At 68.2% G+C, this 26,898-nt stretch carries 26 protein-coding genes and 2 tRNA genes; 20 read left to right on the top strand and 8 right to left on the bottom strand.

The genetic code is table 11. From position 1 onward, the window contains the following. Window positions 1–60: 60 nt before the first annotated feature. From Q0833_RS06295 to Q0833_RS06250, 10 genes are all read left to right on the top strand, one after another. Entirely contained in the window at window positions 61–1,074 is a 1,014-nt protein-coding gene (locus tag Q0833_RS06295; RefSeq protein ID WP_298431363.1) for a TRAP transporter substrate-binding protein, read from the top strand. Window positions 1,075–1,166: 92 nt separating this feature from the next. Further along, entirely contained in the window at window positions 1,167–2,336 is a 1,170-nt protein-coding gene (locus Q0833_RS06290) for a mandelate racemase/muconate lactonizing enzyme family protein (RefSeq protein WP_298431361.1), read from the top strand. Window positions 2,337–2,345: 9 nt separating this feature from the next. Then, window positions 2,346–3,194 (top strand): TRAP transporter small permease subunit, encoded by an 849-nt coding sequence (locus tag Q0833_RS06285; RefSeq protein ID WP_298431359.1) that lies wholly within the window; start codon window positions 2,346–2,348, stop codon window positions 3,192–3,194. 40 nt (window positions 3,195–3,234) lie between these two features. Then, the gene (locus tag Q0833_RS06280) at window positions 3,235–4,863 is read left to right on the top strand and encodes a TRAP transporter large permease subunit (protein ID WP_298431357.1); all 1,629 of its coding nucleotides are present in this window, start codon (window positions 3,235–3,237) and stop codon (window positions 4,861–4,863) included. A 4-nt stretch (window positions 4,864–4,867) separates the two neighbouring features. Continuing rightward, on the top strand, window positions 4,868–5,779 hold the full coding sequence (locus Q0833_RS06275; protein WP_298431355.1) for a phytanoyl-CoA dioxygenase family protein: 912 nt from the start codon (window positions 4,868–4,870) through the stop codon (window positions 5,777–5,779). Between the two features lie 4 nt (window positions 5,780–5,783). Next, window positions 5,784–7,286: a UxaA family hydrolase gene (locus Q0833_RS06270; RefSeq protein WP_298431353.1), complete on the top strand. Its 1,503-nt coding sequence runs from the start codon at window positions 5,784–5,786 to the stop codon at window positions 7,284–7,286. Then, complete coding sequence (locus Q0833_RS06265) at window positions 7,283–8,107, top strand: hypothetical protein (RefSeq protein ID WP_298431351.1); 825 nt, start codon at window positions 7,283–7,285, stop codon at window positions 8,105–8,107. The genes Q0833_RS06270 and Q0833_RS06265 overlap by 4 nt, the downstream gene beginning before the upstream one ends. 19 nt (window positions 8,108–8,126) lie before the next feature. Then, complete coding sequence (locus Q0833_RS06260) at window positions 8,127–9,014, top strand: NAD(P)-dependent oxidoreductase (RefSeq protein WP_298431349.1); 888 nt, start codon at window positions 8,127–8,129, stop codon at window positions 9,012–9,014. Between the two features lie 6 nt (window positions 9,015–9,020). Beyond that, a complete protein-coding gene (locus Q0833_RS06255; RefSeq protein ID WP_298431348.1) occupies window positions 9,021–9,953 on the top strand; it encodes a DMT family transporter in 933 nt (310 codons plus the stop codon). A 7-nt stretch (window positions 9,954–9,960) separates the two neighbouring features. Next, window positions 9,961–10,551: a LysE family translocator gene (locus Q0833_RS06250; protein ID WP_298431345.1), complete on the top strand. Its 591-nt coding sequence runs from the start codon at window positions 9,961–9,963 to the stop codon at window positions 10,549–10,551. On the opposite strand, the gene Q0833_RS06245 is transcribed toward Q0833_RS06250, so the two are convergent. From Q0833_RS06245 to Q0833_RS06235, 3 genes are all read right to left on the bottom strand, one after another. Then, window positions 10,548–11,690: a CaiB/BaiF CoA-transferase family protein gene (locus Q0833_RS06245; protein WP_298431343.1), complete on the bottom strand. Its 1,143-nt coding sequence runs from the start codon at window positions 11,688–11,690 to the stop codon at window positions 10,548–10,550. The genes Q0833_RS06250 and Q0833_RS06245 overlap by 4 nt on opposite strands. Next, the gene (locus Q0833_RS06240) at window positions 11,690–12,838 is read right to left on the bottom strand and encodes an acyl-CoA dehydrogenase family protein (RefSeq protein WP_298431341.1); all 1,149 of its coding nucleotides are present in this window, start codon (window positions 12,836–12,838) and stop codon (window positions 11,690–11,692) included. The genes Q0833_RS06245 and Q0833_RS06240 overlap by 1 nt, the downstream gene beginning before the upstream one ends. A gap of 70 nt (window positions 12,839–12,908) precedes the next feature. Beyond that, window positions 12,909–12,979, bottom strand: a tRNA-Cys gene (locus Q0833_RS06235). A gap of 162 nt (window positions 12,980–13,141) precedes the next feature. On the opposite strand from Q0833_RS06235, the gene Q0833_RS06230 reads away from it, so the two are divergent. The 3 genes from Q0833_RS06230 (at window position 13,142) to Q0833_RS06220 (ending at window position 15,917) form a co-directional block, all read left to right on the top strand. Further along, a complete protein-coding gene (locus Q0833_RS06230; protein WP_298431339.1) occupies window positions 13,142–13,768 on the top strand; it encodes a protein-L-isoaspartate O-methyltransferase in 627 nt (208 codons plus the stop codon). Next, a complete protein-coding gene (locus tag Q0833_RS06225) occupies window positions 13,765–15,147 on the top strand; it encodes a TolC family outer membrane protein (protein WP_298431337.1) in 1,383 nt (460 codons plus the stop codon). The genes Q0833_RS06230 and Q0833_RS06225 overlap by 4 nt, the downstream gene beginning before the upstream one ends. 95 nt (window positions 15,148–15,242) lie before the next feature. Further along, window positions 15,243–15,917: a hypothetical protein gene (locus Q0833_RS06220; RefSeq protein WP_298431335.1), complete on the top strand. Its 675-nt coding sequence runs from the start codon at window positions 15,243–15,245 to the stop codon at window positions 15,915–15,917. 89 nt (window positions 15,918–16,006) lie between these two features. On the opposite strand, the gene Q0833_RS06215 is transcribed toward Q0833_RS06220, so the two are convergent. Beyond that, entirely contained in the window at window positions 16,007–16,336 is a 330-nt protein-coding gene (locus Q0833_RS06215) for a DUF6280 family protein (protein WP_298431332.1), read from the bottom strand. Window positions 16,337–16,619: 283 nt separating this feature from the next. On the opposite strand from Q0833_RS06215, the gene efp reads away from it, so the two are divergent. After that, window positions 16,620–17,183: an elongation factor P gene (gene efp, locus Q0833_RS06210; protein WP_298431330.1), complete on the top strand. Its 564-nt coding sequence runs from the start codon at window positions 16,620–16,622 to the stop codon at window positions 17,181–17,183. Window positions 17,184–17,190: 7 nt separating this feature from the next. Here the strand turns inward: efp and Q0833_RS06205 are convergent, their stop codons facing one another. Continuing rightward, window positions 17,191–17,778, bottom strand: a complete 588-nt coding sequence (locus Q0833_RS06205) for a TetR/AcrR family transcriptional regulator (RefSeq protein WP_298431328.1) — start codon at window positions 17,776–17,778, stop codon at window positions 17,191–17,193. A 77-nt stretch (window positions 17,779–17,855) separates the two neighbouring features. Between Q0833_RS06205 and Q0833_RS06200 the strand changes: the two genes are divergently transcribed. The 6 genes from Q0833_RS06200 (at window position 17,856) to Q0833_RS06175 (ending at window position 23,520) form a co-directional block, all read left to right on the top strand. Then, complete coding sequence (locus tag Q0833_RS06200; RefSeq protein WP_298431325.1) at window positions 17,856–18,155, top strand: hypothetical protein; 300 nt, start codon at window positions 17,856–17,858, stop codon at window positions 18,153–18,155. 72 nt (window positions 18,156–18,227) lie between these two features. Beyond that, a complete protein-coding gene (locus tag Q0833_RS06195) occupies window positions 18,228–19,514 on the top strand; it encodes a homoserine dehydrogenase (protein WP_298431323.1) in 1,287 nt (428 codons plus the stop codon). 14 nt (window positions 19,515–19,528) lie between these two features. Next, complete coding sequence (gene mgrA / locus Q0833_RS06190; protein WP_298431321.1) at window positions 19,529–20,587, top strand: L-glyceraldehyde 3-phosphate reductase; 1,059 nt, start codon at window positions 19,529–19,531, stop codon at window positions 20,585–20,587. 66 nt (window positions 20,588–20,653) lie between these two features. After that, complete coding sequence (glpX, locus tag Q0833_RS06185; RefSeq protein ID WP_298431319.1) at window positions 20,654–21,613, top strand: class II fructose-bisphosphatase; 960 nt, start codon at window positions 20,654–20,656, stop codon at window positions 21,611–21,613. Continuing rightward, the gene (gene recJ / locus Q0833_RS06180; RefSeq protein WP_298431317.1) at window positions 21,613–23,373 is read left to right on the top strand and encodes a single-stranded-DNA-specific exonuclease RecJ; all 1,761 of its coding nucleotides are present in this window, start codon (window positions 21,613–21,615) and stop codon (window positions 23,371–23,373) included. Before glpX ends, recJ begins: the two co-directional genes overlap by 1 nt. Before the next feature lie 72 nt (window positions 23,374–23,445). Then, window positions 23,446–23,520, top strand: a tRNA-Glu gene (locus Q0833_RS06175). Between the two features lie 119 nt (window positions 23,521–23,639). Here the strand turns inward: Q0833_RS06175 and Q0833_RS06170 are convergent. From Q0833_RS06170 to Q0833_RS06160, 3 genes are all read right to left on the bottom strand, one after another. Further along, on the bottom strand, window positions 23,640–24,644 hold the full coding sequence (locus tag Q0833_RS06170; RefSeq protein WP_298431315.1) for a GGDEF domain-containing protein: 1,005 nt from the start codon (window positions 24,642–24,644) through the stop codon (window positions 23,640–23,642). Beyond that, window positions 24,641–25,237, bottom strand: coding sequence for a heme NO-binding domain-containing protein (locus Q0833_RS06165; RefSeq protein WP_298431313.1), 597 nt, complete (start codon window positions 25,235–25,237; stop codon window positions 24,641–24,643). The genes Q0833_RS06170 and Q0833_RS06165 overlap by 4 nt, the downstream gene beginning before the upstream one ends. Before the next feature lie 69 nt (window positions 25,238–25,306). Further along, on the bottom strand, window positions 25,307–26,872 hold the full coding sequence (locus Q0833_RS06160) for a trimethylamine methyltransferase family protein (RefSeq protein ID WP_298431311.1): 1,566 nt from the start codon (window positions 26,870–26,872) through the stop codon (window positions 25,307–25,309). Window positions 26,873–26,898: the final 26 nt, after the last annotated feature.

Below are 26,898 nucleotides of genomic sequence, written 5' to 3'. Positions count from 1 at the left end.
CCCCTCCGAAGGGAGCCCCGAAGGGGCCGGCAGGGGCGACCGATCAATGGGAGGATCACGATGAAAACCCTTACGCTGGCCGCGCTCGCGGCCGCCACCACGGCGCTGACCGGCGCGGCAATGGCCCAGACCACGACGCTGCGCATCCAGACGCACCACGCCCCCGAGACGCCGATGGGCGAGCTGGCGACCGGCTATTTCGAGACGATCCAGGCCATGTCCAACGGCGAGATCGTGGTCGAGCCGTTCTACAGCTCGTCGGTCGTCAAGTCGGTCGAGACCTTCGACGCGGCGGCGACGGGCATCCTCGATTGCGACATGACGGGCGGCGGCTACCAGACCGGCAAGAACCCCGCGTTCCAGTTCGTCGGTGACATCATGGGCGGCTACGACACGCCCATCCAGCAGCTGACCTGGCTTTATGAGGGCGGCGGCATGGAAGCCGCGCAGAACCTCTACAACAGCTACGACATGCAGCTGATCGGCTGGTGGGTTCCCGGCCAGGAATCGCTCAGCTCGACGAAGCCACTCGCCGGTCTCGCCGACCTGCAGGACTGGAAGTTCCGCTCGCCTCCGGGGATGGAGACGGACATCTTCGCCAAGCTCGGCGCCTCGCCCATCGTGATGGACTTCACCGAGATCTTCACCGCGCTCGAAACCGGGATCATCGACGGGGCCGACGCATCGGCGCTGGCCAACAACGTCGGACTGGGCCTCTACGACATCGCAAGCCACGCGACCTTCCCCGGCTTCCACTCGATGCCGTCGGACCACCTGGCGTGCAACAAGGCCGTCTATGACGCGATGCCCGAGCATCACAAGGCGATCATGAACACGGCCATGGAAGCGCTGAGCCTGCGCACCGCGATGAAGTTCGAGCGCGCCAATGCCGAGGCCGCCGCCGAGCTGGAGGCCAACGGCATCACGCTGCACACCTGGTCGGACGAGGACCTGACCGCGTTCCGCAAGGCCGCGCAGGAAACCTGGCCCGAATACGCCACGACCCCCGAGGCCGAGGCGCTGGTCGAGAGCCACATGGGCTACCTGCGCCAGCTGGGTCTCGTGCAGGAGTGATCCGCCGCACAGCTTAGAACATCGGCGCGGTCCCGGCCATCCGGGGCCGCGCCACTCCAGACGATCCAAGGGCGACGGGGGGCGCGCGGATCATGAAGATCACCGGCGTCCGGTCCCACGTCCTGTCCTGCGACATGCCCGAGACGCTGGGCTATTCGCAGCAGTATTATTCCAAACGCACGGCCCATCTGGTCGAGGTCTCGACCGACGAGGGCCTGACTGGCTGGGGCGAGTGCTTCGGGCCGGGCGCGGTCGCGACAGCCAACGCAGGCATCGTCGAGGGCGTCATCGCGCCGATGATCATGGGCATGGACCCGCGCGACCGGGACGTGTGCTGGCATAGGGTCTACAACCTCCTGCGCGACCACGGGCAGAAGGGGATGCCGATCCAGGCCCTGTCCGGCGTCGATATCGCGCTCTGGGACATCACCGGACAGGCGGCGGGGCTGTCGATCTCACGGCTGATCGGTGGACGGCACCGCGACCGCGTGGGCGTCTACGGCTACGGCATGATGCTGCGCCCCGAGCCCGTCGGGGAGCTGGCCGAGCGCTTCGCGGACGAGGCGGCGGCGATCCGGGACACGGGCTTCCGTGCGACCAAGATGAAGGTGGGGCTCGGCGTCCGAGACGACATCCGGCTGGCCGAGGCCGTGCGCCGCGGCGTGGGCGACGGGTTCGACGTCATGGTCGACGCCAACCACGCCTACGACGTGAACGACGCGCTGGAAGTCGGGCGGGCGCTGGACGACCTCGGCGCCTACTGGTTCGAGGAGCCGGTCGCCCCCGAGGACCGCGAAGGCTATGCCACGCTCCGCCGGACGCTGCGGACGCGGATCGCCGGGGGCGAGGCGGAATACACGCGCTGGGGCTGGCGCGACCTACTGGCCTCGGGCGGGCTCTCGATCGCGCAACCCGAGGTCTGCGCGCTGGGCGGGATCAGCGAATACCTTCGCGTCTTGGCGCTCTGCCACGCGCATCACGTGCCCGTCGTGAACCATGTCTGGGGCAGCGCCATCGCCGTCGCGACCAACATGCAGCTTCTGGCCGCGATGCCACCCCTGCCCGGCGGCCTGCACCCGCGAGAGCCGTGGCTGGAATTCGACACGACCGAGAACTGGTTTCGCGACGAGATGCTGACCGAAGCGCTGGACATCCAGGGCCAGGTCGCCGCCAATAACGGGACGGTCGCGCTCCCGGATCGACCGGGGCTGGGCGTGGTGCCCGACCCCGATTTCCTCAACCGCCACCGCATCGACCGCTAGGAGGCCCCGATGACCAAGGACGCCGCACAGGACGCGACATTCTACGAGACCGGGGGCGCCGCGCCGCAGGTCGTGCCGGGGCCGCTGCAGGTGCTCATGCCGATCCTCTTCTGCCTCGCGGCAGGTTGGGCGATGTGGCGGATGCCGGCCTTCCTGATGATCTTCTCCGATCCCGGCCCGACCGTGGACGCGTTGGCGCGTCGCTATGATGCGGCCTCGGCGATCGATTGGCTGGCCGCCGTCGCGGCCGCCGCCTTCTTCGTGCTGGGCGTCATGACCGTGCGACGGGCGCATAACGAATACGAGGAATGGGGCATCGCGGACCGCCTGTCGGTCTTCGTCGGTCGCATCACCATGATCATCATCGCCGCGATGGTCTGCGTCATGGTCTACGAGGTCGTGCTTCGCTACGTCTTCGAGAAGCCGACGCTCTGGGCCAACGAGATGACGCTCTGGATGGCGGGGTTCGTGTTCATCCTGTCGGGCCTCTACGCGATGCAACAGCGGTCCCATATCCGGATCTTCCTGCTCTACGACATCCTGCCGCGCTGGCTCCAGCGGACCTGCGACGTGATCTCGACGATTCTGATCGTGGTCTTCGCCTTCTTCCTGTTCTGGGGCGGCTACGGCGAGGCGACGCAGAAATTCGCCCGCTGGGAGACGTTCGGCACCGCCTTCGACCCGCCGATCCCCGCGACGCTCAAGCCGATGATCCTGCTGGTTGTCACCTTCGTGGCGCTGCAGGCCATCGCGAACCTGATCCGCGACTGGAACAAGGAACCGGTGATCCACACCGCGGCGGACGACATCGACCCGGACGAGATCGAGCGGCTGCGCCGTCAGGTCGGCGGCGAATAACGACAGACCCCGAACGGGGCATCCTTGAGGGAGAAACGGAATGGACGTCGGAACGATTTCCCTGGTCTTGCTGGTAGCGCTGATGCTGCTTCTGGCGATCGGGATGCCGCTGGGGCTGGCTTCGGCCGTGCTGGCCGTGCTCGTCCTCGTGATGCGGTTCGAGCCTGCGCTGCTGACCGCACCATGGGAGTTCGGCGAGGGCATGCTGACCGGCCGATTCGGGTCCGGGCCGCTCAATATTCTGGCCCAGCGAATATACGGCCTGCTGACCGATTACGTCCTGATCTCGATCCCGCTCTTCATCCTGATGGCCGCGCTTCTGGAGCGCTCGGGCATCGCCAAGGACATGTACTCGTCGCTCAACGTCTGGCTCAGTCGGACGCGGGGCGGCATCGCCATCGTCACCTCGATCATGGCGGTCGTCATGGCCGCGATGTCGGGCATCATCGGCGGCGAGGTCGTCCTGCTGGGCCTGATCGCGCTGCCCCAGATGCTGCGGCTGGGCTATGACCAGAACCTCGCCATCGGCACGATCTGCGCCAGCGGGTGCCTCGGGACGATGATCCCGCCCTCGATCGTGCTCATCATCTTCGGGCTGATCACCGAGACCTCGATCAAGGCGCTCTTCACGGCGGCCTTCGTTCCGGGCTTCATGTTGGCCGCGTTCATCATGATCTACATCTTCGTCCGCACCCGGATGAACCCCGAGCTGGCGCCCCTGCCGCCCGAGGACCCCAACGATCCGCCCAAGGGCGAGAAGCGCCTCCTGTTCCTGTCGTTCCTGACGATCCTCGTGGCGGGCTTCGGCACGGCGCTGTTCCTGCGCGCCGCGTTCTTCACCGTCACCGGCCAGAACGCCGTCCTCGAGGGCGTCGACCCGATCGCGCTGGGCCAGCCGCATCATGTCATCTGGCTCGGCGTCATCGTCGCCGCCGCGCTGGCGCTGATCTTCCTCGTCTTCGGCACCGCCCGCGCAAAGACAAGCTGGCAGATGGGCAAGGGCCTCGTGGCGCCGGTCGTGGTCATCGGCGTCGTCATGGGCTCGATCTACGGCGGCATCTCGGGGATCACCGAGGCGGCCGGAATGGGCGTCGTTGCGGTCTTCGTGATCTCGGTCTTTCGGGGTGAGGCGAGCGTGGAGCTGGTCTGGGACAGCCTGCTGCGAACGCTGAAATCGACGGGCACGATCATCTGGGTGACGATCGGCGCGGCGACGCTCGCGGGTGCGTACACCATCGCGGGCGGTCCGACCTACGTGGCGAACCTGATCCTTGCCGCCGACCTTCCGACGATGGGCATCATCCTCGTAATGATGTTGATCCTGCTGATCATGGGCGCGTTCATGGACTGGGTCGGGATCGTGCTCCTGATCATCCCGGTCTTCCTACCCATCGTGCAGCGCCTCCCGATCGAGGAGATCGGCTTTCTCGGCCATGTCGAGCCGCGCTATCTGGCCGTGTGGTTCGGGGTGCTCTTCTGTATGAACATGCAGGTGAGTTTCCTGTCGCCGCCCTTCGGCCCGGCCGCGTTCTACCTCAAGTCCGTGGCCCCGCCGCACATATCGCTGACCGATATCTTCAAGGGGTTCCTGCCGTTCATCTGCCTGCAACTTTTGGCGCTCACGGTGCTGCTGCTCTGGCCGCCGATCGTCACGCTTCTGCTGGAGTGACCCGATGCTGACCAAGTCCCAGATCGCCACCTTCCGACGCCGCGGATGCCTCGCGGTCGAGGATGTCGTGCCGCAGGACCTCCGCGATGCGGTCGAGGACGAATACGCGACCGTCCTGCGCAAGTTCGCGCAGGCCCAAGGGATCGCGTGGCGGGGGGGATTCCTTCCGACGTTGCGCGCGGTTCACGAGGCAGGCGTCGACTGGTTCCAGCATCTCGACATCACCCTGCCGGGCGACCGGATCGCGGCCGACACGCCGTTCCATTACGGCCCGGCAGTCCACGCGCTCCTGACCGCGCCCGCACTGGTCGAGATCGCGGCGCAGATCGTCGGCCCCGAGGTCACATCGAACCCGATCCAGCACCTGCGCATAAAACCCCCGGCCGTCACCGTGGCCGAGGGCGCCCCGGCCCACATCACCCACACGCTCTGGCATCAGGATCGCGCGGTGGCCCGTGCGGATGCGGACGACACGAAGATGGTCACGATCTGGGTCGCGATGACCGATGCAACGCCCGAGAACGGCTGCATGGTCGCCTTGCCGCTCGACCCCGATCAGGACATGCTGCCGCATTGCCCGCTCGAGCAGACCTCGATCCCGCCGGAGCTTCTGGACGAGGCGCGCGCCCTGCCCCTGCCGGTGCGCGCGGGGGGCATCGTCCTCCTCGACCCGATGATCCCGCATGCCGCCCGCGACAACGTCACCGACGGCTTTCGCTGGAGCTTCGATCTGCGCTACCAGCGGACCGGACAGCCGACCGGACGCGCCCACTTTCCGGCCTTCCCCGTGCGCGGCGCGCCCGCGCCCGACTGGAAGACGCAGCGTGACGCCTGGCGCGCGGCCCGCGCGGATGCCGCCGCGCGCGCCCATATTCCGCTCCACCGCTGGGATTCGACCAGCCCGCATTGCGCCTGATGTCATGGCCGATGTGATCCGCCTCTCGCCCGACGACAATGTCGTCACCGCCACCCGCGCGCTGGAGGTCGGCACGACGGTCGAGACCACGACCGCCGCCGCCCTGATCCCCTCGGGCCACAAGGTCGCGACGGCGGCGATTGCGACCGGGGACGCGATCCGAAAGTACGGTCAGATCATCGGCTACGCGAGCGAGGAGATCGCGCCGGGCGCGCATGTCCACACGCAGAATTGCGCCTTCGCAGCGACCGATCATGCCTACGAATTCGGGACCGATCTGCGCCCCGTTCCCCCGGCGACCGGCGACACCTTCATGGGCTATCGGCGCGACGGCGGCGCCGTCGGCACGCGCAATTACGTGGCCGTCGTCACGAGCGTGAACTGCTCGGCCACGGCCGCGCGTCGGATCGCGGACGCCTTCGGCCCCGAGGAGCTGGCGGCCTATCCGAATGTCGACGGCGTGGTCGCCTTCGTCCACGGCACCGGCTGCGGCATGGCGGGCGACGGCGACGGGTTCGAGGCGTTGCAGCGCGTCATGTGGGGATATGCCAAGCATCCCAACCACGCCGCCGTCCTGATGGTCGGGCTCGGCTGCGAGATGAACCAGATCGACTGGCTGCTCGAGGCATATGGCCTGAAGCAGGGACCGACCTTCCAGACCATGAACATCCAGAACGTCGCGGGCCTGCGCCGCACCATCGAGGTCGGGATCGAGAAGGTCCGCGCGATGCTGCCCATCGCCAACAAGGCAGTGCGCGAACGCTGCCCCGCCTCCGCCCTCACGGTCGCGTTGCAATGCGGCGGCTCGGACGCCTGGTCGGGCATCACCGCCAACCCGGCGCTGGGCCATGCCTGCGACCTCCTGGTGGCGCAGGGCGGGACCGGCGTGCTGGCCGAGACGCCCGAGATCTACGGCGCCGAGCATCTGCTGACCCGCCGTGCCGCCAGCCGGGAGGTTGGAGATCGGCTCGTCGGCCTGATCCACTGGTGGGAGGATTACACCTCCCGCAATCGCGGCTCGATGGACAACAATCCCAGCCCCGGCAACAAGAAGGGCGGCCTGACGACGATCCTCGAGAAATCGCTCGGCGCCGCGGCCAAGGGCGGCACGACGCCGCTGACCGGCGTCTACAAATACGCCGAGCCCGTGCGCGCGAAGGGCTTCACCTTCATGGACAGCCCCGGCTACGACCCCGCCAGCGTCACCGGCCAGATCGCGGGCGGCTGCAATCTCGTGTGCTTCACCACGGGCCGCGGCTCGGCCTTCGGCTCGAAGCCCGCGCCGACGATCAAGGTGGCGACCAACCAGGCCCTGTTCGACCGGATGCCCGAGGACATGGACGTCAACGCCGGCGACATCCTGACGGGTGGTTCCACGGTCGAGGCGAAGGGGCGCGAGATCTACGAGATGTTCCTGCGCGTCGCCTCCGGCGAGATGTCGAAATCCGAGGCGCAGGGCCTCGGAGACTACGAGTTCGTCCCCTGGCAGATCGGGGCCGTGATGTGAGCCGAACCCTCCGCTGCGGATTGATCGGGGCGGGCATCGGTGCGTCGCGTCTTTCGGCGGCGCTCGAGATCATGTGCGTGGCCCACGGAATGACGCTCGCGTTCACCGCCATCGACAGCGATGCCGACCCGGAGTTCGACTTCGACGATACGGTCGAGATGCTGCGCCTCGACGGCTGGGACGGCGTCACGGTGACCCATCCCTGGAAACCGCATGCCGCCGATTGGGCGGGGGACCGGATGGTCTCGGGGACGGAGACGCTGGGCGCGGCGAACACGCTGACATTCTCGCCGATCCGGGGGCACAACACCGATTTCACGGGCTTTCTGGCCGCGTGGCGCGCCGTCATGGACCGACCGCCGGGGTCGGTCGCCGTGGCCGGCGCGGGGGGTGTCGCGCGCGCCGTCGTGCCCGCGCTGATCGCGCTCGGTGCTGGGCCTGTCACGATCTGGGACCACAACGCCGCGGCCGCATCGGCGCTGGCGGTCCTGACGGGCGCAAGCGCAATCCCCGCCGCGGCGGCCGCCGATGCCGTCCGCGCGGCCGAGGGGCTCGTGAACGCAACACCGCTGGGAATGCACGGCCATCCGGGCACGGCGATTCCCGCCGCCCTCTTCGGCCGGCAAGCCTGGGCGTTCGACGCGGTCTATACGCCAACGAACACGCCGTTCCTGACCGACGCGCGGCGTGCGGGGCTTTCGGTGATGACCGGCTTCGACCTCTTCCGTCACATGGCGATGGACAGCTTCACCGCCTATACCGGCCACCGCCCCGACCCCGCGCCCACGCTGGCCGCGCTCGACGCGCTGCGCCCCGATTGACCCCTGCAGGAGACAGATCATGACCCAACCCAAGATCGGATTCATCGGCCTCGGCCTCATGGGCTCGGCCATGGTCCAGCGTCTGCTCGACAAGGGCCATACGCTCACCGTGCTCGGCAATCGCGACCGCACCGGCGTCGAGGCCGCTCTGGGGCGCGGCGCGACGGAGGCCGACACCGCCCGCGACGTCGCCGAGGCGTCCGACATCGTGATGCTCTGCATGGGCACCTCCGAACAGGTCGAGGCGCGGATGCACGGACCCGATGGCGTGATCGCGGGCCTGCGGGACGGGGCGACCGTGATCGATTTCGGCACCTCCCTGCCCGGCTCGACCCGGAGCCTCGCCTCGGAAGTCGCCAAGGCGGGCGGCACCTATCTCGATGCGCCGCTGGGCCGGACGCCGAGCCACGGGCGCGAGGGGCAGCTCAACATCATGTGCGCCGGCAGCGAGGCCGCCTTCGCGTCCGTGCGCCCAATCCTGGACGATCTGGGCGAGAACGTCTTCCACCTGGGCGAGGTCGGGTCCGGGCACACGATCAAGCTCATCAACAACTTCTTCGGCATGACCGTCGCCAACGCCATGGCCGAGGCGTTTGCGATGGCGGACCGCGCCGGCGTCGACCGGCAGGCGCTGTTCGACGTGATGGCCGCCGGACCGCTCCGGTCGGGGATGATGGAGTTCGTGAAGGCCTACGCCGTCGAGGGCGATGCGACGAAGCTCGCCTTCTCGATCCGCAACGGCCACAAGGATGTCGGCTACTACCGCGAAATGGCCGCCGGACTGGGCGCCGAGACGATCATGTCCGACGGCGCGCATCGCGCGATGTCGGCCGCGATCGAGGACGGTCGCGGCGAGGGCATGGTCTCGCAGATGGTCGATTTCTACGCCGACCGCTTCAAGGCCTGACGCGCCATGGCAAACGCCCCCGTCTCGCATCTGGCCCGCCCGCGGATCGATGATGCACGGCGGGGGATCGCCCTCATGCTCCTCGCGTATCTGCTGTTCTCGCTGACGGATACGTCGGTGAAATGGCTCTCCCTCGCCGGCCTTCCGGCGCTGCAACTGGCCTTCATGCGCTACGCGACGCATCTCGCGCTTTCGACCGGGCCGATGATGGGGCGCGATCATTCGGGCTTCACCGCGCCGATGCCGCTGGCGCTGGCGATGCTGGGCCGCGGGGCACTGCTGGCGATCTCGACGGTCTGCAACTTCATCGGCCTCGCCTATCTCGACCTGACGGTCACGGCGGCGATCATGTTCTCTTCGCCGATCATCGTCTGCGCGCTGTCGGTGCCGCTTCTGGGCGAACGGGTCGGGCGCTGGCGCTGGTCCGCGATCCTGATGGGGTTCGCGGGCGTGCTGATCGTGGTGCGTCCCTGGTCCGGCGACTTCCACTGGGCGGCGCTGTCGATCCTGACGGCGGCCACGTCATTCGCGCTCTACTCGATCGTCACGCGCAAGCTTTCCGGGGTCGCGGCACCGCGCACGATGCAGCTCTACGCCGGTCTGGTGGGCGCGGTGGCGCTCCTGCCCGCGGCATGGTGGCTCTGGACACCGCCCGCGACGACGCTCGACTGGGGGCTGATGATCGGATTGGGGGCCTTCGCGTGGCTCGGGCACCATTTCTTCGGCATCGCCCATGGCTACGCACCGTCGAGCGTGCTGATGCCGTTCAGCTATTCCTTCATCATCTACCTCGCGGTGGCGGGGTTTCTGGTCTTCGGCACGGTCCCCGACGCGCAGACCGTGATCGGGGCCTGCGTGATCGCGGCCGCGGGCCTCGTGATCTGGTGGCGCGAGCGTCCCGACATCAAGGTCGCGCCACAACCCTCTGATACGAAATGACTCGCTTATGCTGACCTTCGCCGCCGCGGTGTTCTTCCTGATCGTGACGCCCGGCCCCGGCGTCCTGTCGACGGCAGGGGTCGGCAGCGCGTTCGGTGCCCCGGCGGGCCTGCGCTACGTCACCGGATTGTTCCTCGGAAACTTCGCCGTGGGCCTCGCGGTGGTGACCGGCCTCGCGGCGCTGGTTCTGGCCGAGCCCGCGATCCGCACGGTCCTGATGCTCGCCTCGACGGGCTACCTGCTCTATCTCGCGCTGCGCATCGCGACGGCGGGCTCGAAGCTGGCCTTCATCGAAGCCGCGCGGCCCCCCGGCCTACGCGACGGGCTGGCGCTGCAGGCGATCAACCCGAAGGCCTACGCGGTGAACACGGCGCTCTTTTCGGGGTTTCCCTTCATGACGGACGCGCCGCTGGCCGAGGCGCTCATCAAGATCGTCATTCTCAACGCCATCTGGATACCGATCCATCTCGGCTGGCTCTGGGCCGGGGTCGCACTCCGGCGGCTGGACCTCGCGCCCGGAACGCAGCGTGCGATCAACATCGCCATGGCGGCGTCGATGCTGATCGTTGTCGGCCTGGCCCTCGTCGGGATGCGCTAGATCGCGCCGGACGCCGCGAGACTGTCCGCGTCGAAGCCCAACTCCTCCAGGATCGCGCGGCTATGCGCCCCGACCTCCGGCACCGGATCCATGCGCGGATCGCTCTGGCCCGGCGGTGCGAGCGCGGGCATCGGGCCCGCTGGCGTGTCGACCTGGTGCCAATGCTCCGCAAGGGCAGGATGCGACCAGAGATCGCCCACGTCGCGCAGCCGGGCGTTGCCGATGCCGACCGCGTCCAGCCGCGCCATCACCTCGGCGCAGGTGACATCCGCGAAACACGTCTCGATCCGCGCGCGCAGCTCGTCCGATCGCGTGGCGCGGGCGCTGTTGGTGGCGAAATCGGGGTCATCAGCCAGCGCGGCCTCGCCGAGCACACCCTCGCAGAACGCCCGCCATTCGCGCGGGTTCTGAAGCCCGAGGATCACGTGCCCGTCGGAGGCGCGAAACGGCCCGTAGGGATAGATCGTCGGATGCGCGGCACCCGCGCGCGGCGGCGCGGTGGCGCCGTCCATCGCGTAGTACATCGGGTAGCCCATCCATTCGGCCAACGCGCCCATCATCGAAATCTCGACATGGGTGCCCTGCCCCGTTCGCCCCCGCTGGATGAGCGCGCCCAGCACGCCGGTCAGCGCGTACATCCCGGCGGCAATGTCCGCGGCCGAAATCCCCGCCTTGGACGGCACCTCGGGCGTGCCGGTCACCGACAGGAGTCCCGCTTCCGCCTGGATCAGCAGGTCGTAAGCCTTGCGCGACGACCCCGGCCCGTAGCCCGAGATATCGCAGAGGATGGCCGATCCGTTGCGCGCATTGACCGCGTCCCAGCCGAGGCCCAGCCGCGCCGCGGCACCCGGCGCGAGGTTCTGGACCACGACATCGGCCCGCTCCACCAGCGCGTCGAGGACCGCTGCGGCCTCGGGGTGCTTCAGATCGAGCGCAAGGCTTTCCTTCGAGCGGTTGGTCCAGACGAAATGACTGCTGAGACCGCGGGCCCGCGTGTCGTAGCCGCGCGCGAAATCGCCCGCGCCGGGCCGCTCGATCTTGATGACCCGTGCGCCCATATCGGCCATCTGGCGCGTGGCGAAGGGCGCCGCGATGGCGTGTTCGAACGCGACGACGGTGATGCCTTCGAGGGGGCGCATCAGAACGACCGGGGCAAGCCGAGCACGTGCTCGGCCATGTAGGAGAGGATCAGGTTCGTAGAGATCGGCGCCACTTGGTAGAGCCTTGTTTCGCGGAACTTCCGCTCGACATCGTAGTCGGTGGCGAAGCCGTAGCCGCCGAAGGTCTGGACGCAGGCATTCGCCGCCTCCCAAGAGGCTTTCGCGGCGAGGTACTTGGCCATATTGGCTTCGGGGCCGCAGGGATCTCCGGCGTCGAACAGGGCGGCCGCGCGGCGTGTCATCAGGTCCGCAACCTCGACCTCGATATGTGCTTCGGCCAGCGGGAACGCGACACCCTGGTTCTGACCGATCGGGCGACCGAACACCTCGCGATCCGTCGCGTATTCCGTGGCCCGATCGACGAACCAGCGCCCGTCGCCGATGCATTCGGCGGCGATCAGCGTGCGTTCGGCGTTCAATCCGTCGAGGATGTGGCGAAACCCCTGCCCCTCGGTGCCGATCAGGTTCTCATGCGGCACCTCAAGCCCGTCGAAGAACAGCTCGTTCGTCTCGTGATTGACCATGTTCTCGATCGGTTTGACCGTCAGACCGCGCCCGATTGCATCGCGAAGGTCCACGAGGAAGACCGTCATTCCCGCCGAGGGTTTCGGACCCGCGTCGCGCGGCGCGGTCCGGGCCAGCAGGATCATCAGGTCCGAATGCTGAACTCGGCTGGTCCAGACCTTCTGGCCGTCGACGATCCAGCGGTCGCCCTCGCGCCGCGCGGTGGTGCGGATCCGGGTGGTGTCGGTGCCTGCCCCCGGCTCGGTCACGGCCATCGACTGAAGCCGGAGCGACCCGTCCGCGATCTGCGGCAGCCAGCGGGCCTTCTGTGCCTCCGAGCCATGCCGGAGCAGGGTCCCCATATTGTACATCTGGCCATGGCACGCGCCCGCATTCGCGCCCGAGCGATTGATCTCTTCCATGATCGCGCAGGCCTGCGACAGACCGAGGCCCGAGCCGCCGTAGCGTTCGGGAATCATCGCGGCCAGCCAGCCGGCCTGCGTCAATGCGTCGACGAAGGCCTCGGGATAGCCCCGCTCGCGGTCGATGCGGCGGTGATATTCGGGCGAAAATTGGGCACAGAGCGCGCGGACGGCATCGCGGATGTCGGAATGGGTTTCCATCGCGCGACGGTGCCGCCGCAAGCCGGTGGCCGCAAGGGGATGCGTCCGCAAAACAAGGGGATTCCGACCGAGGCGAGTACCGGAATCGAACCGGTGTGCACGGATTTGCAATCCGCTGCGTAACCACTCCGCCAACTCGCCCCAGGTGGTGGCGGTGCATTACAACCTCGCACCGTCGCCCGCAAGCCACGCGCACGGCCTTTCGCGTTGCGTGGATAAGGGAGACATGCTTTCAGAGTAGGGAGTGAAATTGAACCGTCAGGTTTAGACAAAGAGATGCCGTCTACGCAGCCCCTCCGAACGATGATGGTCGACACGCAGGTGCGCCCGTCGGATGTCACGAAGTTCCCGATCATCGCGGCGATGCTCGACGTCCCGCGTGAAGCCTTCGTGCCCGCAGCGGCCCAGCCCGTCGCGTATATGGACGCGCCGGTGCCCTTCGCCGATGGCCGCGAGATGCCCGACGCGCGGGTCTTCGCCAAGATTCTCGACGCGCTGGATATCGATGCCACGGATCAGGTGCTGATCGTGGGCGGGGGCCTCGGCTACTCGACGGCCGTGCTGGCGCGGATGGCGGATTCAGTCGTGATGGTCGAGGATGACGCGCAGCGCGTCGCGGATGCCGAAGCGGCGCTGGCCGCGCAGGGCGTGATGAATGCCGCCGTGATCGACGCGCCGCTGGCCGAGGGCGCCCAGAAGGCCGGTCCGTTCGACGTGATCCTGATCGAGGGCGGTGTCGAGGACATCCCCGAGGCGCTGACCGACCAGTTGGGCGAAGGCGGCCGCATGGCGGCGATCTTCGCGGAAGGAACGCTGGGCGCGGTCCGGGTCGGCCACAGGATCGACGGCCGCCTGTCCTGGCGATATGCCTTCAACGCGGGCGCGCCCGTGCTAACCGGCTTCGGCCGCATCAAGAGTTTCGTGCTATGACGGCCTCCCTTCGCATCATGCGCCGGTTGGCCGGGGCCTGCGCCATCGCGGTGTTCGCCCTGCCCGCCGCCGCCGAGACGCTGACCGACACGCTGATCCGCGCCTACCGCTCCTCGCCCCAGCTCGAGCAGCAGCGCTACCTGTTGCGCGCCACCGACGAGGACGTAGCGGTGGCCGTTTCAGCGTTGCGGCCTTCTGTCGATTTCCAGTCGCAATATTCCAAGACCTACCGCGACACCGGGTTCGGTGCCGCGACCACCACCGGGGCATCGCTCGGGCTGGTGCTGAACTACACGATCCTCGACGGCGGACAGCGCCACCTGCGCATCGGCGCGGCCAAGGAAGCGGTGCTCGCCGCGCGCTACGGTCTCGTCCAGCAGGAACAGTCGGTGCTGCTGGCCGCGGCCGAAGCCTATCTCGATCTGCGCCTCGCGGTGCGCACGGTGGACGTGCGCGCCAACAACGTCCGCGTCATCAACCAGCAGCTCGCCGCCGCGCGCGACCGGTTCGAGGTAGGCGAGGTCACGCGGACCGACGTCGCCATCGCGCAGTCGCGCCTCGCCACGTCGCAGTCGCAGCTCGCTGCCGCGCGCGGACAGGTCGACATCGCGCGCGAGGTCTATCGCCTGGCCGTGGGCGAGCTTCCGACCGGCACCCTTGCCGCCCCGCCGCCGCCGCCCGCCCTGCCCGCGAATGTCGAGCGCGCGCAGACGCTGGCCCTGCAGGTCCATCCGCTGATCCTCGCCGGTCAGCACGAAGTGACCGCCGGGCGCCTTCTGGCCGAAGCCGCCGAGGCCGACCGACTGCCCTCCATCTCGCTGCGCAGCAATCTGACCTATGCCCGCCCCGATACGACGTCGCTCGGGGCCACGGTCACGGGGAACGTCCCGATCTATTCGGGCGGACGCCTGTCCGCGCTGAACCGGCAGGCCATCGCGCGGGCGCAGGCCACGCGGTCCGAACTCGCCCAGACGGGACGCGCCGTGACCGAGAATGTCGGCCGGGCCTGGGCCGGGTTGCAGATCGCGCAGGCCCAGATCACCGCCACGCGCCAAGGCGTGACATCCGCCCAGCTGGCCTTCGAAGGCTTCCGCGAGGAAGCATCGCTCGGGGCGCGTACGACGCTGGACGTGCTCGACGCCGAGCAGGAACTGCTCGATGCCCGCACGGCGCTTCTGCAGGCCGAAAGCGATGCGCAGGTCGCGGTCTACCGCGTCTTGACGGCGATGGGATTGATGACGACCGATCACCTCGGCCTGTCGGTCGAGCGCTACGCCCCCGAGGCCTATTACAACCTCGTGTCGAACGCCCCGGCGATCTCGCCTTCTGAGCAGGGCGGTCGCCTCGACAGCGTGCTGCGGCGTTTCGGTCGCAACTGAACGGTTCCGGGCGAAGGCCGCCTGCGGGCGGTGGACGCGCCCGGTTCGATCTGGCTACCGTGGCGACAGACGTGCGGACGATTTGGAGACAGAGCATGGCCCAGCCACAGGACATCGAAGACGTCCTCTCCTCCATTCGCAGGCTCGTGGCCACCGATGCGGCCAAGGAGGCGATTGCGCCGACCGATGATGCGACGACCGGGACGTCCGAGACCGCGCTGGTGCTCGATCCGAAGCAGCGCGTCACCGAACCTGAAGACCCGTTCCAGATGATCCGCGCCCTCGCCCAGGAAGAGCGGGATGGCCGCGACGCGGGCAGCTTCACGGATGCCGTGCCCGACGAGATCTCGGCCATCTCGACCGATCTCGAGGCCGAACCGATGGCCAACTGGGACGATGCCGAACTGGCCAGCGACGTCGCCGAAGCCGCCGCCTCGCCCGTGCCCGAGGACTATGCCGAAGATACCGACTACCAAGGTGAAGCGGAGGCCATGGGCCCCGAGATCGCGCCTATCGAAGAGGTGATGCAGCCCGAGATGGCCGGCGCCAGCAAGGTCCGCGAGGCAGAGAAAACTGCGGCGGAGGAGGATGCGACCGACCTTTCCGACGTGGTCGACGCAATTCCGGGGGACGACGCCCTGCGCGACCTCATCGCCGAAATCGTGCGGCAGGAACTTGCGGGCGAGTTGGGCGAGCGGATCACACGCAACGTGCGAAAGCTGGTTCGGCGCGAATTGCGCCAGCTGCTCAACTCCGACGAGTTCGACTGACGCCGCGCTGACGCCGATGGCCTGACGAAAAAAGCGCCGCATCCGATCTCGGACGCGGCGCTTTCAGCGAAGAGGTATGTCGCGCGCGATCAGGCGGCTTCGGCGGCCTCGGCCATCTCGGCGGCCTGGCGGCGCTCGCTCTCCTCGCGGGAGAGGGCGACCGAGGTCCGGACACCGCGGCTGACGAATTCCATCAGGCCTGAGACGACCCGCTCGTTCGGGTCGATGCCTGCGCAGGACAGAACTTCGCGGCCATCGCGCGAGCGCGCCCAGCGGGCGATCTGCTCGGGGCCATTGCCGTATTTCTTGTCATCGGAGATCGCGTCGTCCAGCGCGGCAAGAACGACGGCAGCGAAGAGCTTGCGCGCACGCTGCCCCTGTTCGAAATTGAACGCCGTGGCATCGACGAAATCGGTCATTCGCGCACTCTCCATTTGCTCTTGCATCTTCCCCGGTGCGCCGTCCTAACACGCTTCGCCACGATTCGGGCTATGCGTTTTCGGAATACCTCACTTGCAGCAGCGGAATGCCGATCCGGTTGGCATACCAAATGAGGGCCTCAACGCCCCGGTTCTGGGACTAGATATGGGACCGCCCGAAAATCTTTCAAGTTTTCGTCATATTTTTGACAAGGTTCGACCTCGCTTGTTCGCGCGGACGCGGAGCGATAGAAGCCCGCGACACAGATTTGCGAGCGAGCCCATGCCCAAGATCAACGGCAACGAAATCCGTCCCGGTAACGTCCTCGAGCATGACGGCCATCTGTGGTCGGCCGTGAAGGTCGATCACGTCAAGCCCGGCAAGGGCGGCGCCTTCGCGCAGGTCGAGATGAAGAACCTGCGCAATGGCTCGAAGCTCAATGAACGCTTCCGCTCGGCCGACAAGGTCGAACGCGTCCGGCTGGAGCAGAAGGACCAGCAGTTCCTTTATGAAAGCGACGGCAAGCTCGTGTTCATGGATACGACGACCTACGATCAGGTCGAGCTCGATGCCGACATCCTAGGCGAGCGACGGCCCTTCCTGCAGGACGGGATGATGGTCGTGGTCGAATATTACGACGAAGAGGCCCTGAACGCGACGCTACCGCAGAAGGTCACCTGCAAGATCGTCGAGACCGAGCCAGTCGTGAAGGGTCAGACGGCGGCCAACAGCTTCAAGCCTGCGCTTCTCGACAACGGCGTGCGCGTGATGGTGCCCCCCTTCGTCGGTCAGGACGAGGATATCGTCGTCAACACCGAGACGATGGAATATTCCGAACGCGCCTGATCGCCGGTCACGCGCCCACCATGCCGCGCGCCATGTCGGCATAGATCGCCTCGACGGCGGCGCGATCCAGTCGCCCGCCATCGCGGAACCACGTGTTCACGCCAGTCAGCATCGCGATCAGCGCCATCCCGGCCAGTTTGACGTCGGGCGCGGACATCACGCCGGCGGCGGCGCCCGCACTCACGATTTCTTCGGGCACGGACTCGTATCGGCGGCGCAGGGTCTCGATCTCCTCGAAATTCCCCGGCTCCAGCGCGCGAAGCTCCATGTTGGCCACGAAGACGGCGTCGGACCGGTCGAGGTTGAACCGGATGTGGAACCGCGCGAAGGCGTCCAGCCGCCGGATGGGGTCGCCGCCCGGATCGGCCGCGTGCCAGGCGTCGAGCAGGCCTTCGAGATGGGCGCGCATCATGTCGGCCAGAAGCGCCTGCTTGTCGGGCGTGTAATGGTAGAGCGCCCCGGCCCCGATCCCGACTTCGGCCGCGATCTGCCGCATCGAGACGGCGGCATAGCCATACCGCGCAAAGAGCCGTTCCGCCGCCTGCCGCACGCGCGGGCCGGTCACGCCGGCATCGGATCCGCTGGGTCGGGCCATCCCTCGGGGATAAACCGAACGAGCGTTCAATTCCAGCGCCCTTGTCGCCCTTCGAGGCGCCGCCTAACGTCGGCGCGATGATCCGCGTCCTTCTTCTGATCCCGTGCCTCGCTGCCTGCGCCCCGGACCTGCCACCGGCGGACGGCACGATCTCGGCCGCAGCACAGGTCAGCGCCTTCCCCGAGCTGGTGCCGCTGACGCCGCTTCTGGCCGAGGCGGCCCGTCCGTCGCGCGCCGCGGTCGCGCAGGACGCGCTGCTGGCGCGGGGGGCGCGCCTGTCGGGACGGCGCATCATCGGACCCGCCACGGGCGATCTGGCCGAACGGGGTCGCCGTTTGCGCGCCCGCGCCGCGGAACTGCGCGCCGCCGAGGTCTGAGCGTCGCGTTGCGCCCCGGCGCGCGACCCGATACCCCGTCGGCCAAAGACAATTCACGACGGAGCCCATGCCATGACCACCCCCCTTCGCCTCGGGATTGCGGGTCTCGGCACCGTCGGTGCGGGCGTCGTCAAGATCGTCCAGGGCCACGGCGACCTTCTGGCCGCGCGCACCGGGCGCCGGATCGAGATCGCCGCCGTCTCGGCCCGGACCCGCAACAAGGATCGCGGCGTCGACCTGTCGGACTACGCGTGGGAGGACGATCCAGTCGCGCTGGCCCGCCGCGACGACGTGGACCTCTTCGTCGAGCTGGTCGGCGGGTCGGACGGACCGGCCAAGGCGGCGGTCGAGGCGGCACTGGACGCAGGCAAACCTGTCGTGACGGCGAACAAGGCGATGCTGGCCCTGCATGGCCAGGACCTCGCCGAGAGGGCCGAGGCCAGCGGCGCGGCGCTCCGCTTCGAGGCGGCGGTCGCGGGCGGCATCCCCTGCGTCAAGGCGCTGACCGAAGGGCTTGCCGGCAACGAGGTCACCCGCGTGATGGGCGTGATGAACGGCACCTGCAACTATATCCTGACGCGGATGGAATCGTCGGGTCTGCCCTATGCGGACATTTTCGAGGAGGCGAACGGACTCGGCTATCTCGAAGCCGATCCGACGCTCGACGTGGGCGGTATCGACGCGGGTCACAAGCTGGCGATCCTCTCGGCCATCGCCTTCGGGACGCAGGTCGATTTCGACGGCGTCCAGCTTCAGGGGATCGAGCGCGTCTCGATCGACGACATCCGCCGTGCCCGCGACATGGGCTACCGCATCAAGCTCCTGGGCGTGGCCGCGCGCACCGAAAGCGGTATCGAGCAATCCATGCGCCCCACCCTCGTTCCCGAGAACAGTCCGCTGGGCCAGCTCGAGGGCGGCGCCAACATGGTGGTGATCGAAGGCGACGCGGTGGGCCAGATCGTTCTGCAGGGCCCAGGCGCGGGCGAAGGCCCGACCGCCAGCGCCGTGATGGCCGATGTGGCCGACATCGCGCGGGGGCTGGTCCCCCTGCCCTTCGGACGGCCCGCCGCGACGCTGGCCCGCGCGGTCCGCGCCAACGCGGCCACGGCCTGCGCCCATTACCTGCGCCTGACACTGAAGGACGAGCCCGGCGCGCTGGCGCGCGTTGCGACCGTCCTCGGACAGCACGGCGTCTCGATCGACCGGATGCGCCAATACGACCATGCGGCAGGCGACGCGCCCGTCCTGATCGTGACCCATCCCTGCCCGCCCTCGGATCTCGCCGGCGCATTGGGCGGCGTCATGGACACCGGCGTCGTGTCGGGCGAGCCCGTCGCACTCCAGATCCAGAACACCTGACAACCGGAGGCACCATGGCCCGCAAACCCAAAGTCTTCAGGCCCGCCTACCGCCCTGCCGCGGACCGCTACGACCGGATGGTCTATCGCAGGTCGGGTCGGTCGGGTCTCCGCCTGCCCGCGATCTCGCTGGGACTCTGGCACAATTTCGGGGACGACACGCCCCACGCGCTCAAGCGCGAGATCTGCACGACGGCCTTCGACCATGGCATCACGCATTTCGACCTCGCCAACAATTACGGCCCCGAACCGGGTTCGGCCGAGACCGCCTTCGGGCAGATCCTGCGCGAAGAGTTCCACGGATTGCGCGACCAACTCATCGTGTCGTCCAAGGCAGGCTACGACATGTGGCCCGGCCCCTATGGTGAATGGGGCAGCCGGAAGTATCTGGTCGCCTCCTGCGACCAGTCGCTCAAGCGCCTCGGCCTCGACTATGTCGACATTTTCTACAGCCATCGCTTCGACCCCGACACGCCGCTGGACGAAACGATGGGCGCGCTCGACCATATCGTCCGGTCGGGGCGCGCGCTTTACGTGGGGATTTCGTCCTACAACTCCGAGCGCACGCGCGAAGCGGCAGCGATCCTGCGCGATTTGGGGACGCCCTGCGTGATCCACCAGCCGAGCTACAACATGCTCAACCGCTGGGTCGAACGCGACGGCCTCCTCGACACGCTGGAGGATGAAGGCATCGGGTCGATCGCCTTCACGCCGCTGGCGCAGGGCCTTCTTACGAAGAAATATCTCGGCGGCATCCCCGAGGGCAGCCGTGCCTCTCAGGGCAAGTCGCTCGACCCCGACACGGTCACGCCCGAGATGATCGAAGCGCTGACCGGGCTGAACGAAATCGCCGCCGCGCGCGGCCAGACGCTCGCACAGATGGCGCTGGCCTGGGTGCTGCGGGGCGGCCGCGTGACGACCGCGCTGATCGGCGCCTCGCGCCCCGAACAGGTCATGGATTGCGCCGGCGCCGTCGGCAATCTCGAATTCTCGGAAGACGAATTGGCCCGGATCGACGCGCTCGCCGGCGAAAAGGGCCTCAATCTCTGGGCCGCCTCCTCCGAGGATGTCTGACCGCTTGCCCCCTCGCCGCCGCACCCGTAACCCCGAGCCGAGCCCGACCGAAGGACGCGACACGACATGACCAAACCCGATTTCAACGACCGGATGCTGTCCCTGGGCCTGGCCCGCGTGTCCGAGGCCGCAGCCCTCGCCTCCGCCCGCCTGATCGGGCGCGGCGACGAGAAGGCCGCCGACCAGGCCGCGGTCAACGCCATGCGCGACCAGCTCAACCTGCTCGACATCGCGGGCACCGTCGTCATCGGCGAAGGCGAGCGGGACGAGGCCCCGATGCTCTTCATCGGCGAGGAGGTCGGCACCGGCAACGGCCCCCAGGTCGATATCGCGCTGGACCCGCTGGAAGGGACCACGCTGACCGCCAAGGACATGCCGAACGCCCTGACCGTCATCGCGATGGGGCCGCGCGGATCGATGCTGCACGCGCCCGACGTCTACATGGACAAGCTGGCCGTCGGGCCCGGTTATCGCACCGGAGTCGTCACCATGGACATGACCCCGTCCGAGCGGGTGAACGCGCTGGCCGCGGCCAAGGGCTGTTCGACCGAAGATATCACCGTCTGCGTCCTCGAGCGGCCGCGCCACCAGCACCTGATCGAGGAGATCCGCAGCACCGACGCTGCGATCCGCCTGATCACCGATGGCGATGTCGCGGGCATCATCCACACCGCCGAGGCGCAGAAGACCGGCATCGACATGTATATGGGCTCGGGCGGCGCGCCCGAGGGCGTGCTCGCGGCCGCTGCGCTGAAATGCATGGGGGGCCAGATGTTCGGACGCCTGACCTTCCGCAACGACGACGAGCGGGGGCGCGCGAAGAAGGCCGGGATCACCAATTTCGACCGGGTCTATACCCGCGACGACATGGTGACCGAAGACGTGATCTTCGCCGCGACCGGTGTCACCGACGGCTCGATCCTGGCGGGTATACGGCGCGAGGTCGGCTACCTAACGGCCGAGACGATCCTGATGCGCTCGAAGACCGGGTCGGTCCGACGCATGACCTACCGCAACCCGGTCTGATGGGCGACGCGCCCTGGCTGGGCGTCGCCGCCTCGGCCACCGGTCGCCGCTGGACCGGGCTCGATCCCGAGCAGGACCGGTTGGCGCAAGCGATCGCACAGACCGGGCAGCCCCACGCGCTCGCCCGGCACCTCGCGCGGCGCGGCGTTCTCCCCGACGAGGTGCCGGGCTTTCTTGCGCCGAAGCTGCGCGACCTGCTCCCGGATCCGATGACCCTGCGCGACATGGGCGTCGCGACCGATCGGCTGCTGGCGGCGGTTGCCGGGCGCCAGCGGATCGCGATCTTCGCGGATTACGACGTCGACGGGGCGTCTTCGGCCGCCCTTCTCGTCTGGTGGCTCCGCGCGCTCGACAGGACCGCGACGCTCTATGTCCCCGACCGCATCGACGAGGGTTATGGCCCCAACGCGCCCGCCATCGCAGCCCTGGCGGCGGATCACGACCTGATCATCTGCGTGGATTGCGGCACGCTCTCGCACGAGGCGCTGGCCGCCGCGGGGCCGACCGACGTGATGGTCCTCGACCACCATCTCGGCGCGGAAACGCTGCCCGACGTGCTGGCCGTGGTGAACCCGAACCGGCAGGACGAGGACGGCACCCTTGCCCATCTTTGCGCGGCGGCGGTCGTGTTCCTCGTGCTCGTCGAAGCCAATCGCCGGTTGCGCGCGGACGGCCGGTCAGGCCCGGATCTGATGGCGATGCTGGACCTCGTGGCGCTTGCAACCGTGGCCGATGTCGCACCGCTCGTGGGCGTGAACCGCGCGCTGGTGCAGCAGGGTCTGACGGTGCTGGCGCGGCGTGCGCGGCCCGGTCTCGTGGCGTTGGGCGACCTGGCGCGGCTGGACGGGCCGCCGTCGAGCTATCATCTGGGCTTCCTGCTCGGGCCCCGCATCAATGCGGGCGGACGGATCGGGGCGGCCGATCTGGGCGCGCGGCTGCTGTCGACGCGCGACCCGTCCGAGGCCGCCGCCCTGGCCGAACGGCTCGATGCGCTCAATGGCGAGCGCCGCGCCATCGAGGCCCGCGTGACCGAAGCCGCCAAGGCGCAGGCCGCCACCCGCGACGGCACGGTCGCATGGGCGGCAGGCGAGGGCTGGCACCCGGGCGTCGTCGGCATCGCCGCCGCGCGCCTGAAGGAGGCCACCCACCGGCCGGCCGTGGTGATCGGCCTGCGCGAGGATGGCCTGGGCCAGGGTTCCGCGCGTTCCGTCTCGGGCGTCGATCTGGGTGCGGCGATCCAGCGGCTCGCCGCCGAGGGGTGGCTCGTAAAGGGCGGCGGGCACCGGATGGCCGCAGGCCTGACCGTCGAGGCGGCGCGCATCGACGGCGCCATGGCGCGCCTGGGCGAATTGATCGCGCGGCAGGACGCGGCGCTGGGGCGGCCCGGCGATCTGCGGATCGACGGGACGCTGATGCCGGGGGCGGTGACGCCCGAGCTGGTGCGCGCGCTCAACGCCGCCGGGCCCTTCGGACAGGCGGCATCGGCGCCGCGCTTCGCGTTCCCGGACCTGCGCGTCGCCCATGCACATCCCGTGGGCGAGGACCACCTCAAGCTCACCCTCGGCGATGGCGGCCCGACCCGTCTCGACGCGATCGCGTTTCGCGCCGGCACAAGCGGGATCGCCGCCGCGATCGACCGGGCCGCGGGTGCTCCGATCCATGTCGCGGGGCGCGTCGAACTCAATCGCTGGCAGGGCCGCGAAACCGCGCAATTGAAGGTCGAAGACGTCGCGCTGGCCTCGGAAACCGAGGGCGGATGAGCCACGCGACGGCGACGGAAAAACCGCTTGCAGCGTTTGGGACCGTCGCCTAAGAACCGCTCACGCCAGCGTGGCCCGTTCGTCTATCGGTTAGGACGCCAGGTTTTCAACCTGGAAAGAGGGGTTCGATTCCCCTACGGGCTGCCACTGGTTATTCCCCAAGGTTTAGACTCGTTTTCGCCCGGCAGACCGGCTGGATCGGTACGTCGCTTGATCCTCGACGAGTGGTCGCAGGCCGCGCCCTCGCCCTCTCCGCCTGCCGCCGGTCAGTTCGGTGTGGCCGACGGGGCGGCGAAGGACACGCGGGCGCGACCGGCGTTTTTCGAGGCATAGAGTGCGGCATCTGCATCGGCCATCATGCGCGCGGGCGCCGGGGCGTCATAGTCGCGCGACAGCGTGACGCCGATGCTGCCCGAAATGTGGCAGAGCGTTCCGTGCCAATCGATCGGTTCGCCCAGCCGGGCGATGATCCGTTCGGCGATGGTGCGCAGCAGGTCCGGGTCTGCACAATCGGCGATCAGCAGGATGAACTCGTCGCCGCCGATCCGCGCGACCATGTCGGCCTTCCGGGTCTCCTCGCCCAAAATGCGCGCCACCTCCTCGAGGACGCGGTCGCCCGCCGCATGTCCGAGCGTGTCGTTCACGGCCTTGAAGTGATCGAGGTCGAGCTGCATCAGCCCGAAGCCCGCCCCCGGATTCTGGATCAGTCGTTCGAGATGGCTGTCCATGGCGCGGCGATTGCGTAGCCCCGTCAGGCGATCGGTCTCGGCCTGGCGGGCGGCGCGTTGGCGCGCCTCCTCGATCCGGCGGTCGAGCCTGCGGAACTCGGTCAGGATCGCGCGCTGCGCTTCCATCACGAAGAGCAACTCGATCGTGGGGTCGGTCGTGGCGAAGTCGTGCACCGTCAGGTCATGGCGCGCGACCGTCTCGGCCACCGTCGTCCCGAGTCCGAGGCGGATCACGCCGCCGCCGTCCCCGCGCCCGACCACCAGCCCGCGCAGCCGCGTCGGCGCCAGATCCGGCGCGCCGCTCCGTTCAAGTCGGAGTTCGAGAACATGGCGGCGCCGCGTATCGGCCAGAAGGCACGGCACCGTGACCGGACGGTCCGGGCGCCTGAGGCGGATGATTTCGGCCAGCGGTCGGCCCAGCCCGCCCGGCGCCATCTTCTCGATCGTTGGCCCGACATGGTCGACACGACCTTCCGCATCGAAGGCGATGGCAAGGGGCAACAAGGCGTCCAGCGCATCCACGGAGATCTGCATCTCGGTCATGCGGCCCCGCTCAGCCGGAAGTCGCGCGGCGCCTGGAAATCCGGATCGACGACGCTGACCGACACCGTTTCGTGCCAGACGCCGTCGATACAGCCATAGTTCTTGACCCGGATCACGGCGAGCGTGCCGTAATCGTCGGCCATCGCCCGGAGCATACCCGTCGTGACGGCGGACACGCCCAGCATCCAGTACTCGGAGTCGATCTCGTATTCGCCATTTCCCAGCTCGCGCACGCGGTGCGTCGGCAGCTCCAGATCGGGAAGGGCCATGCGGACCCGGCCGCGCATGTCGTCGAGCGACAGGATCAGATCCTCAAAGCTGGGACCGCCGAACCGGATCAGGCGGCGCACCCCGTCGAGCGGCGGATGGACGCAGATCCAATGGCCGATATCCTCCATCACGGCGGGCGGGCTACGGCCCAGTTCGTGCGAGATCGCGTCCATCAGCGCGACCATCAGATCAGGGTCGTAGGATCGCATGGAATGAAACCGGTCGAACGGTATCCCCACCGCCTGCGTGACCCGCGTCCACAGCTCGGCCCCGTGATTGGCCGTCACGTAGCCTTCGGCCGCCTTGAACATCAGGCCATGCATCAGGGGTCGTCCCGAGAGATCATGGCAGATGCCTGCCACGCCATCCGTTAAGACGGGTTCAACGGGCGATCAGAAATCCGTCGGTGCGCCGCCCTCGGCCTTCCGGCGGGCAACGAAGTCCTGCAATTCCTCGCGGATGGCCGCGTCCATGGCCGGGGCCTCGAACTCGTCAATGATGCGGCGCGACAGGTCGTAAGCGCGTTGCGGCGTCCAGACCGCCCCCGCGGCGTCCCATGCCTCGTAGTTGCGCCAGTCCGACAGAAACGGCTGGTAGAAGGCCGTCTGGTAGCGGTCCTGGGTGTGCTGGCAGCCGAAGAAATGCCCGTCCGGCCCGACCTCGCGGATCGCATCGACACCGATATCCTCGGGCGTGGTCGCGGTGATGGCCGGGTCGAAGTACCGCTGGATCTGCTGGAGAACCTCGCAATCCATGACGAATTTCTCGGGGCTGGCGATCAGGCCGCCCTCAAGCCAGCCCGCGGCGTGGTAGATGATGTTCGTCCCCGACTGGACCGCGGACCAGAGCGCGGCGGTCGTCTCCCACATGGCCTGACCGTCGGGCACGTTGGCCGCGCAGGAGCCTGACGCCCGCATCGGAAGATCGTAGAACCGCGCCATCTGGCCCGTCATCTGGGTGGCGCGGATGTATTCGGGCGTGCCGAAGGCGGGCGCCCCGCTCTTCATGTCGACATTCGAGGTAAACGTGCCGATCGCGACGGGCGCGCCGGGGGCGATGAACTGGAGGAGCGCGATGGCGGCGAGCCCCTCGGCGAGACTGAGCGCAACCGCACCCGACATGGTCACCGGGGCCATCGCACCGGCCAACGTGAAGGGTGTGACGATGACCGGTTGGCCGCGCATCGCGTGCATCATCGCGCCTTCGAGCATCGGAAAATCGTGCTTCAGCGGGCTGACCGAGTTGATGTTGGTGTACATCCGCGGGGTCGCCTCGAACTCCTCGTGGGTGAGACCGCCCGCGATCCTGGTCATCTCCATCACGTCCTCGACCCGCTCGCGGCCCAGCGAATAGGCGTGGACGACCTTGTCGGTCAGCACGAGCTTTTCATAGAGGCAGTCGAGATGGCGCACGCTCGCATGAACGTCGATCGCCTCGACCGGGTAGCCGCCGGCGAAATGGATGCAGTTGAAATACTGCGTCAGCTTGATGAGCTCGACATAGCGGTCCATCGTGCCCGACACCTTGCCGGTCGTCAGATCCCAGTAGTTCGGCGGGCTCGAGACATTGCCGAACGCCATCCAGTTGCCGCCGATGCGCAACATGCGGTCGGGATTGCGCGGCGTGATCGTGAATTCCGACGGGGCGCGGGCGACCATCTCGGTCACGAAATCCGCGTCCATCCTGACGTTCGTGCCCTCGACCTTGCAGCCCGCCCGCTTCAGGTGGGCGACCGCCTCGGGATTGAGGAACTCGATCCCGATCTCCGAGAGGATGCGAAGCACGCCCGCATGGATCGCGGCGATGCCGTCCTCGTCCAGCGGCTCGGTCGGGCGGTCGGGATTGCGCGGTTGGCGAAAGGGCATCTGTTCGATGATCGCGGTGCCCGCGCGGTCCTGATGGCCGCGCCGTCCACCGGAACGTTTGCGCTTCGGGGCTTCTGCGATCTGGTCGTCCATGCCCAGTCCTTTCGTCCGTCGCGATC

This window comes from uncultured Jannaschia sp. (assembly GCF_947503795.1).
Classification (GTDB): Bacteria; Pseudomonadota; Alphaproteobacteria; order Rhodobacterales; family Rhodobacteraceae; genus Jannaschia.
The sequence above is the reverse complement of the archived record's forward strand: the minus strand, read 5'-3'. Positions and strand labels throughout refer to the sequence as shown.

Coding starts and splice junctions, on each gene's coding strand:
- Q0833_RS06295 (WP_298431363.1), top strand. CDS start 61: ATGAAAACCCTTACGCTGGCCGCGCTCGCGGCCGCCACCACGGCGCTG.
- Q0833_RS06290 (WP_298431361.1), top strand. CDS start 1,167: ATGAAGATCACCGGCGTCCGGTCCCACGTCCTGTCCTGCGACATGCCC.
- Q0833_RS06285 (WP_298431359.1), top strand. CDS start 2,346: ATGACCAAGGACGCCGCACAGGACGCGACATTCTACGAGACCGGGGGC.
- Q0833_RS06280 (WP_298431357.1), top strand. CDS start 3,235: ATGGACGTCGGAACGATTTCCCTGGTCTTGCTGGTAGCGCTGATGCTG.
- Q0833_RS06275 (WP_298431355.1), top strand. CDS start 4,868: ATGCTGACCAAGTCCCAGATCGCCACCTTCCGACGCCGCGGATGCCTC.
- Q0833_RS06270 (WP_298431353.1), top strand. CDS start 5,784: ATGGCCGATGTGATCCGCCTCTCGCCCGACGACAATGTCGTCACCGCC.
- Q0833_RS06260 (WP_298431349.1), top strand. CDS start 8,127: ATGACCCAACCCAAGATCGGATTCATCGGCCTCGGCCTCATGGGCTCG.
- Q0833_RS06255 (WP_298431348.1), top strand. CDS start 9,021: ATGGCAAACGCCCCCGTCTCGCATCTGGCCCGCCCGCGGATCGATGAT.
- Q0833_RS06250 (WP_298431345.1), top strand. CDS start 9,961: ATGCTGACCTTCGCCGCCGCGGTGTTCTTCCTGATCGTGACGCCCGGC.
- Q0833_RS06245 (WP_298431343.1), bottom strand. CDS start 11,690: ATGCGCCCCCTCGAAGGCATCACCGTCGTCGCGTTCGAACACGCCATC.
- Q0833_RS06240 (WP_298431341.1), bottom strand. CDS start 12,838: ATGGAAACCCATTCCGACATCCGCGATGCCGTCCGCGCGCTCTGTGCC.
- Q0833_RS06230 (WP_298431339.1), top strand. CDS start 13,142: ATGATGGTCGACACGCAGGTGCGCCCGTCGGATGTCACGAAGTTCCCG.
- Q0833_RS06225 (WP_298431337.1), top strand. CDS start 13,765: ATGACGGCCTCCCTTCGCATCATGCGCCGGTTGGCCGGGGCCTGCGCC.
- Q0833_RS06220 (WP_298431335.1), top strand. CDS start 15,243: ATGGCCCAGCCACAGGACATCGAAGACGTCCTCTCCTCCATTCGCAGG.
- Q0833_RS06215 (WP_298431332.1), bottom strand. CDS start 16,336: ATGACCGATTTCGTCGATGCCACGGCGTTCAATTTCGAACAGGGGCAG.
- efp (WP_298431330.1), top strand. CDS start 16,620: ATGCCCAAGATCAACGGCAACGAAATCCGTCCCGGTAACGTCCTCGAG.
- Q0833_RS06205 (WP_298431328.1), bottom strand. CDS start 17,778: ATGGCCCGACCCAGCGGATCCGATGCCGGCGTGACCGGCCCGCGCGTG.
- Q0833_RS06200 (WP_298431325.1), top strand. CDS start 17,856: ATGATCCGCGTCCTTCTTCTGATCCCGTGCCTCGCTGCCTGCGCCCCG.
- Q0833_RS06195 (WP_298431323.1), top strand. CDS start 18,228: ATGACCACCCCCCTTCGCCTCGGGATTGCGGGTCTCGGCACCGTCGGT.
- mgrA (WP_298431321.1), top strand. CDS start 19,529: ATGGCCCGCAAACCCAAAGTCTTCAGGCCCGCCTACCGCCCTGCCGCG.
- glpX (WP_298431319.1), top strand. CDS start 20,654: ATGACCAAACCCGATTTCAACGACCGGATGCTGTCCCTGGGCCTGGCC.
- recJ (WP_298431317.1), top strand. CDS start 21,613: ATGGGCGACGCGCCCTGGCTGGGCGTCGCCGCCTCGGCCACCGGTCGC.
- Q0833_RS06170 (WP_298431315.1), bottom strand. CDS start 24,644: ATGACCGAGATGCAGATCTCCGTGGATGCGCTGGACGCCTTGTTGCCC.
- Q0833_RS06165 (WP_298431313.1), bottom strand. CDS start 25,237: ATGCATGGCCTGATGTTCAAGGCGGCCGAAGGCTACGTGACGGCCAAT.
- Q0833_RS06160 (WP_298431311.1), bottom strand. CDS start 26,872: ATGGACGACCAGATCGCAGAAGCCCCGAAGCGCAAACGTTCCGGTGGA.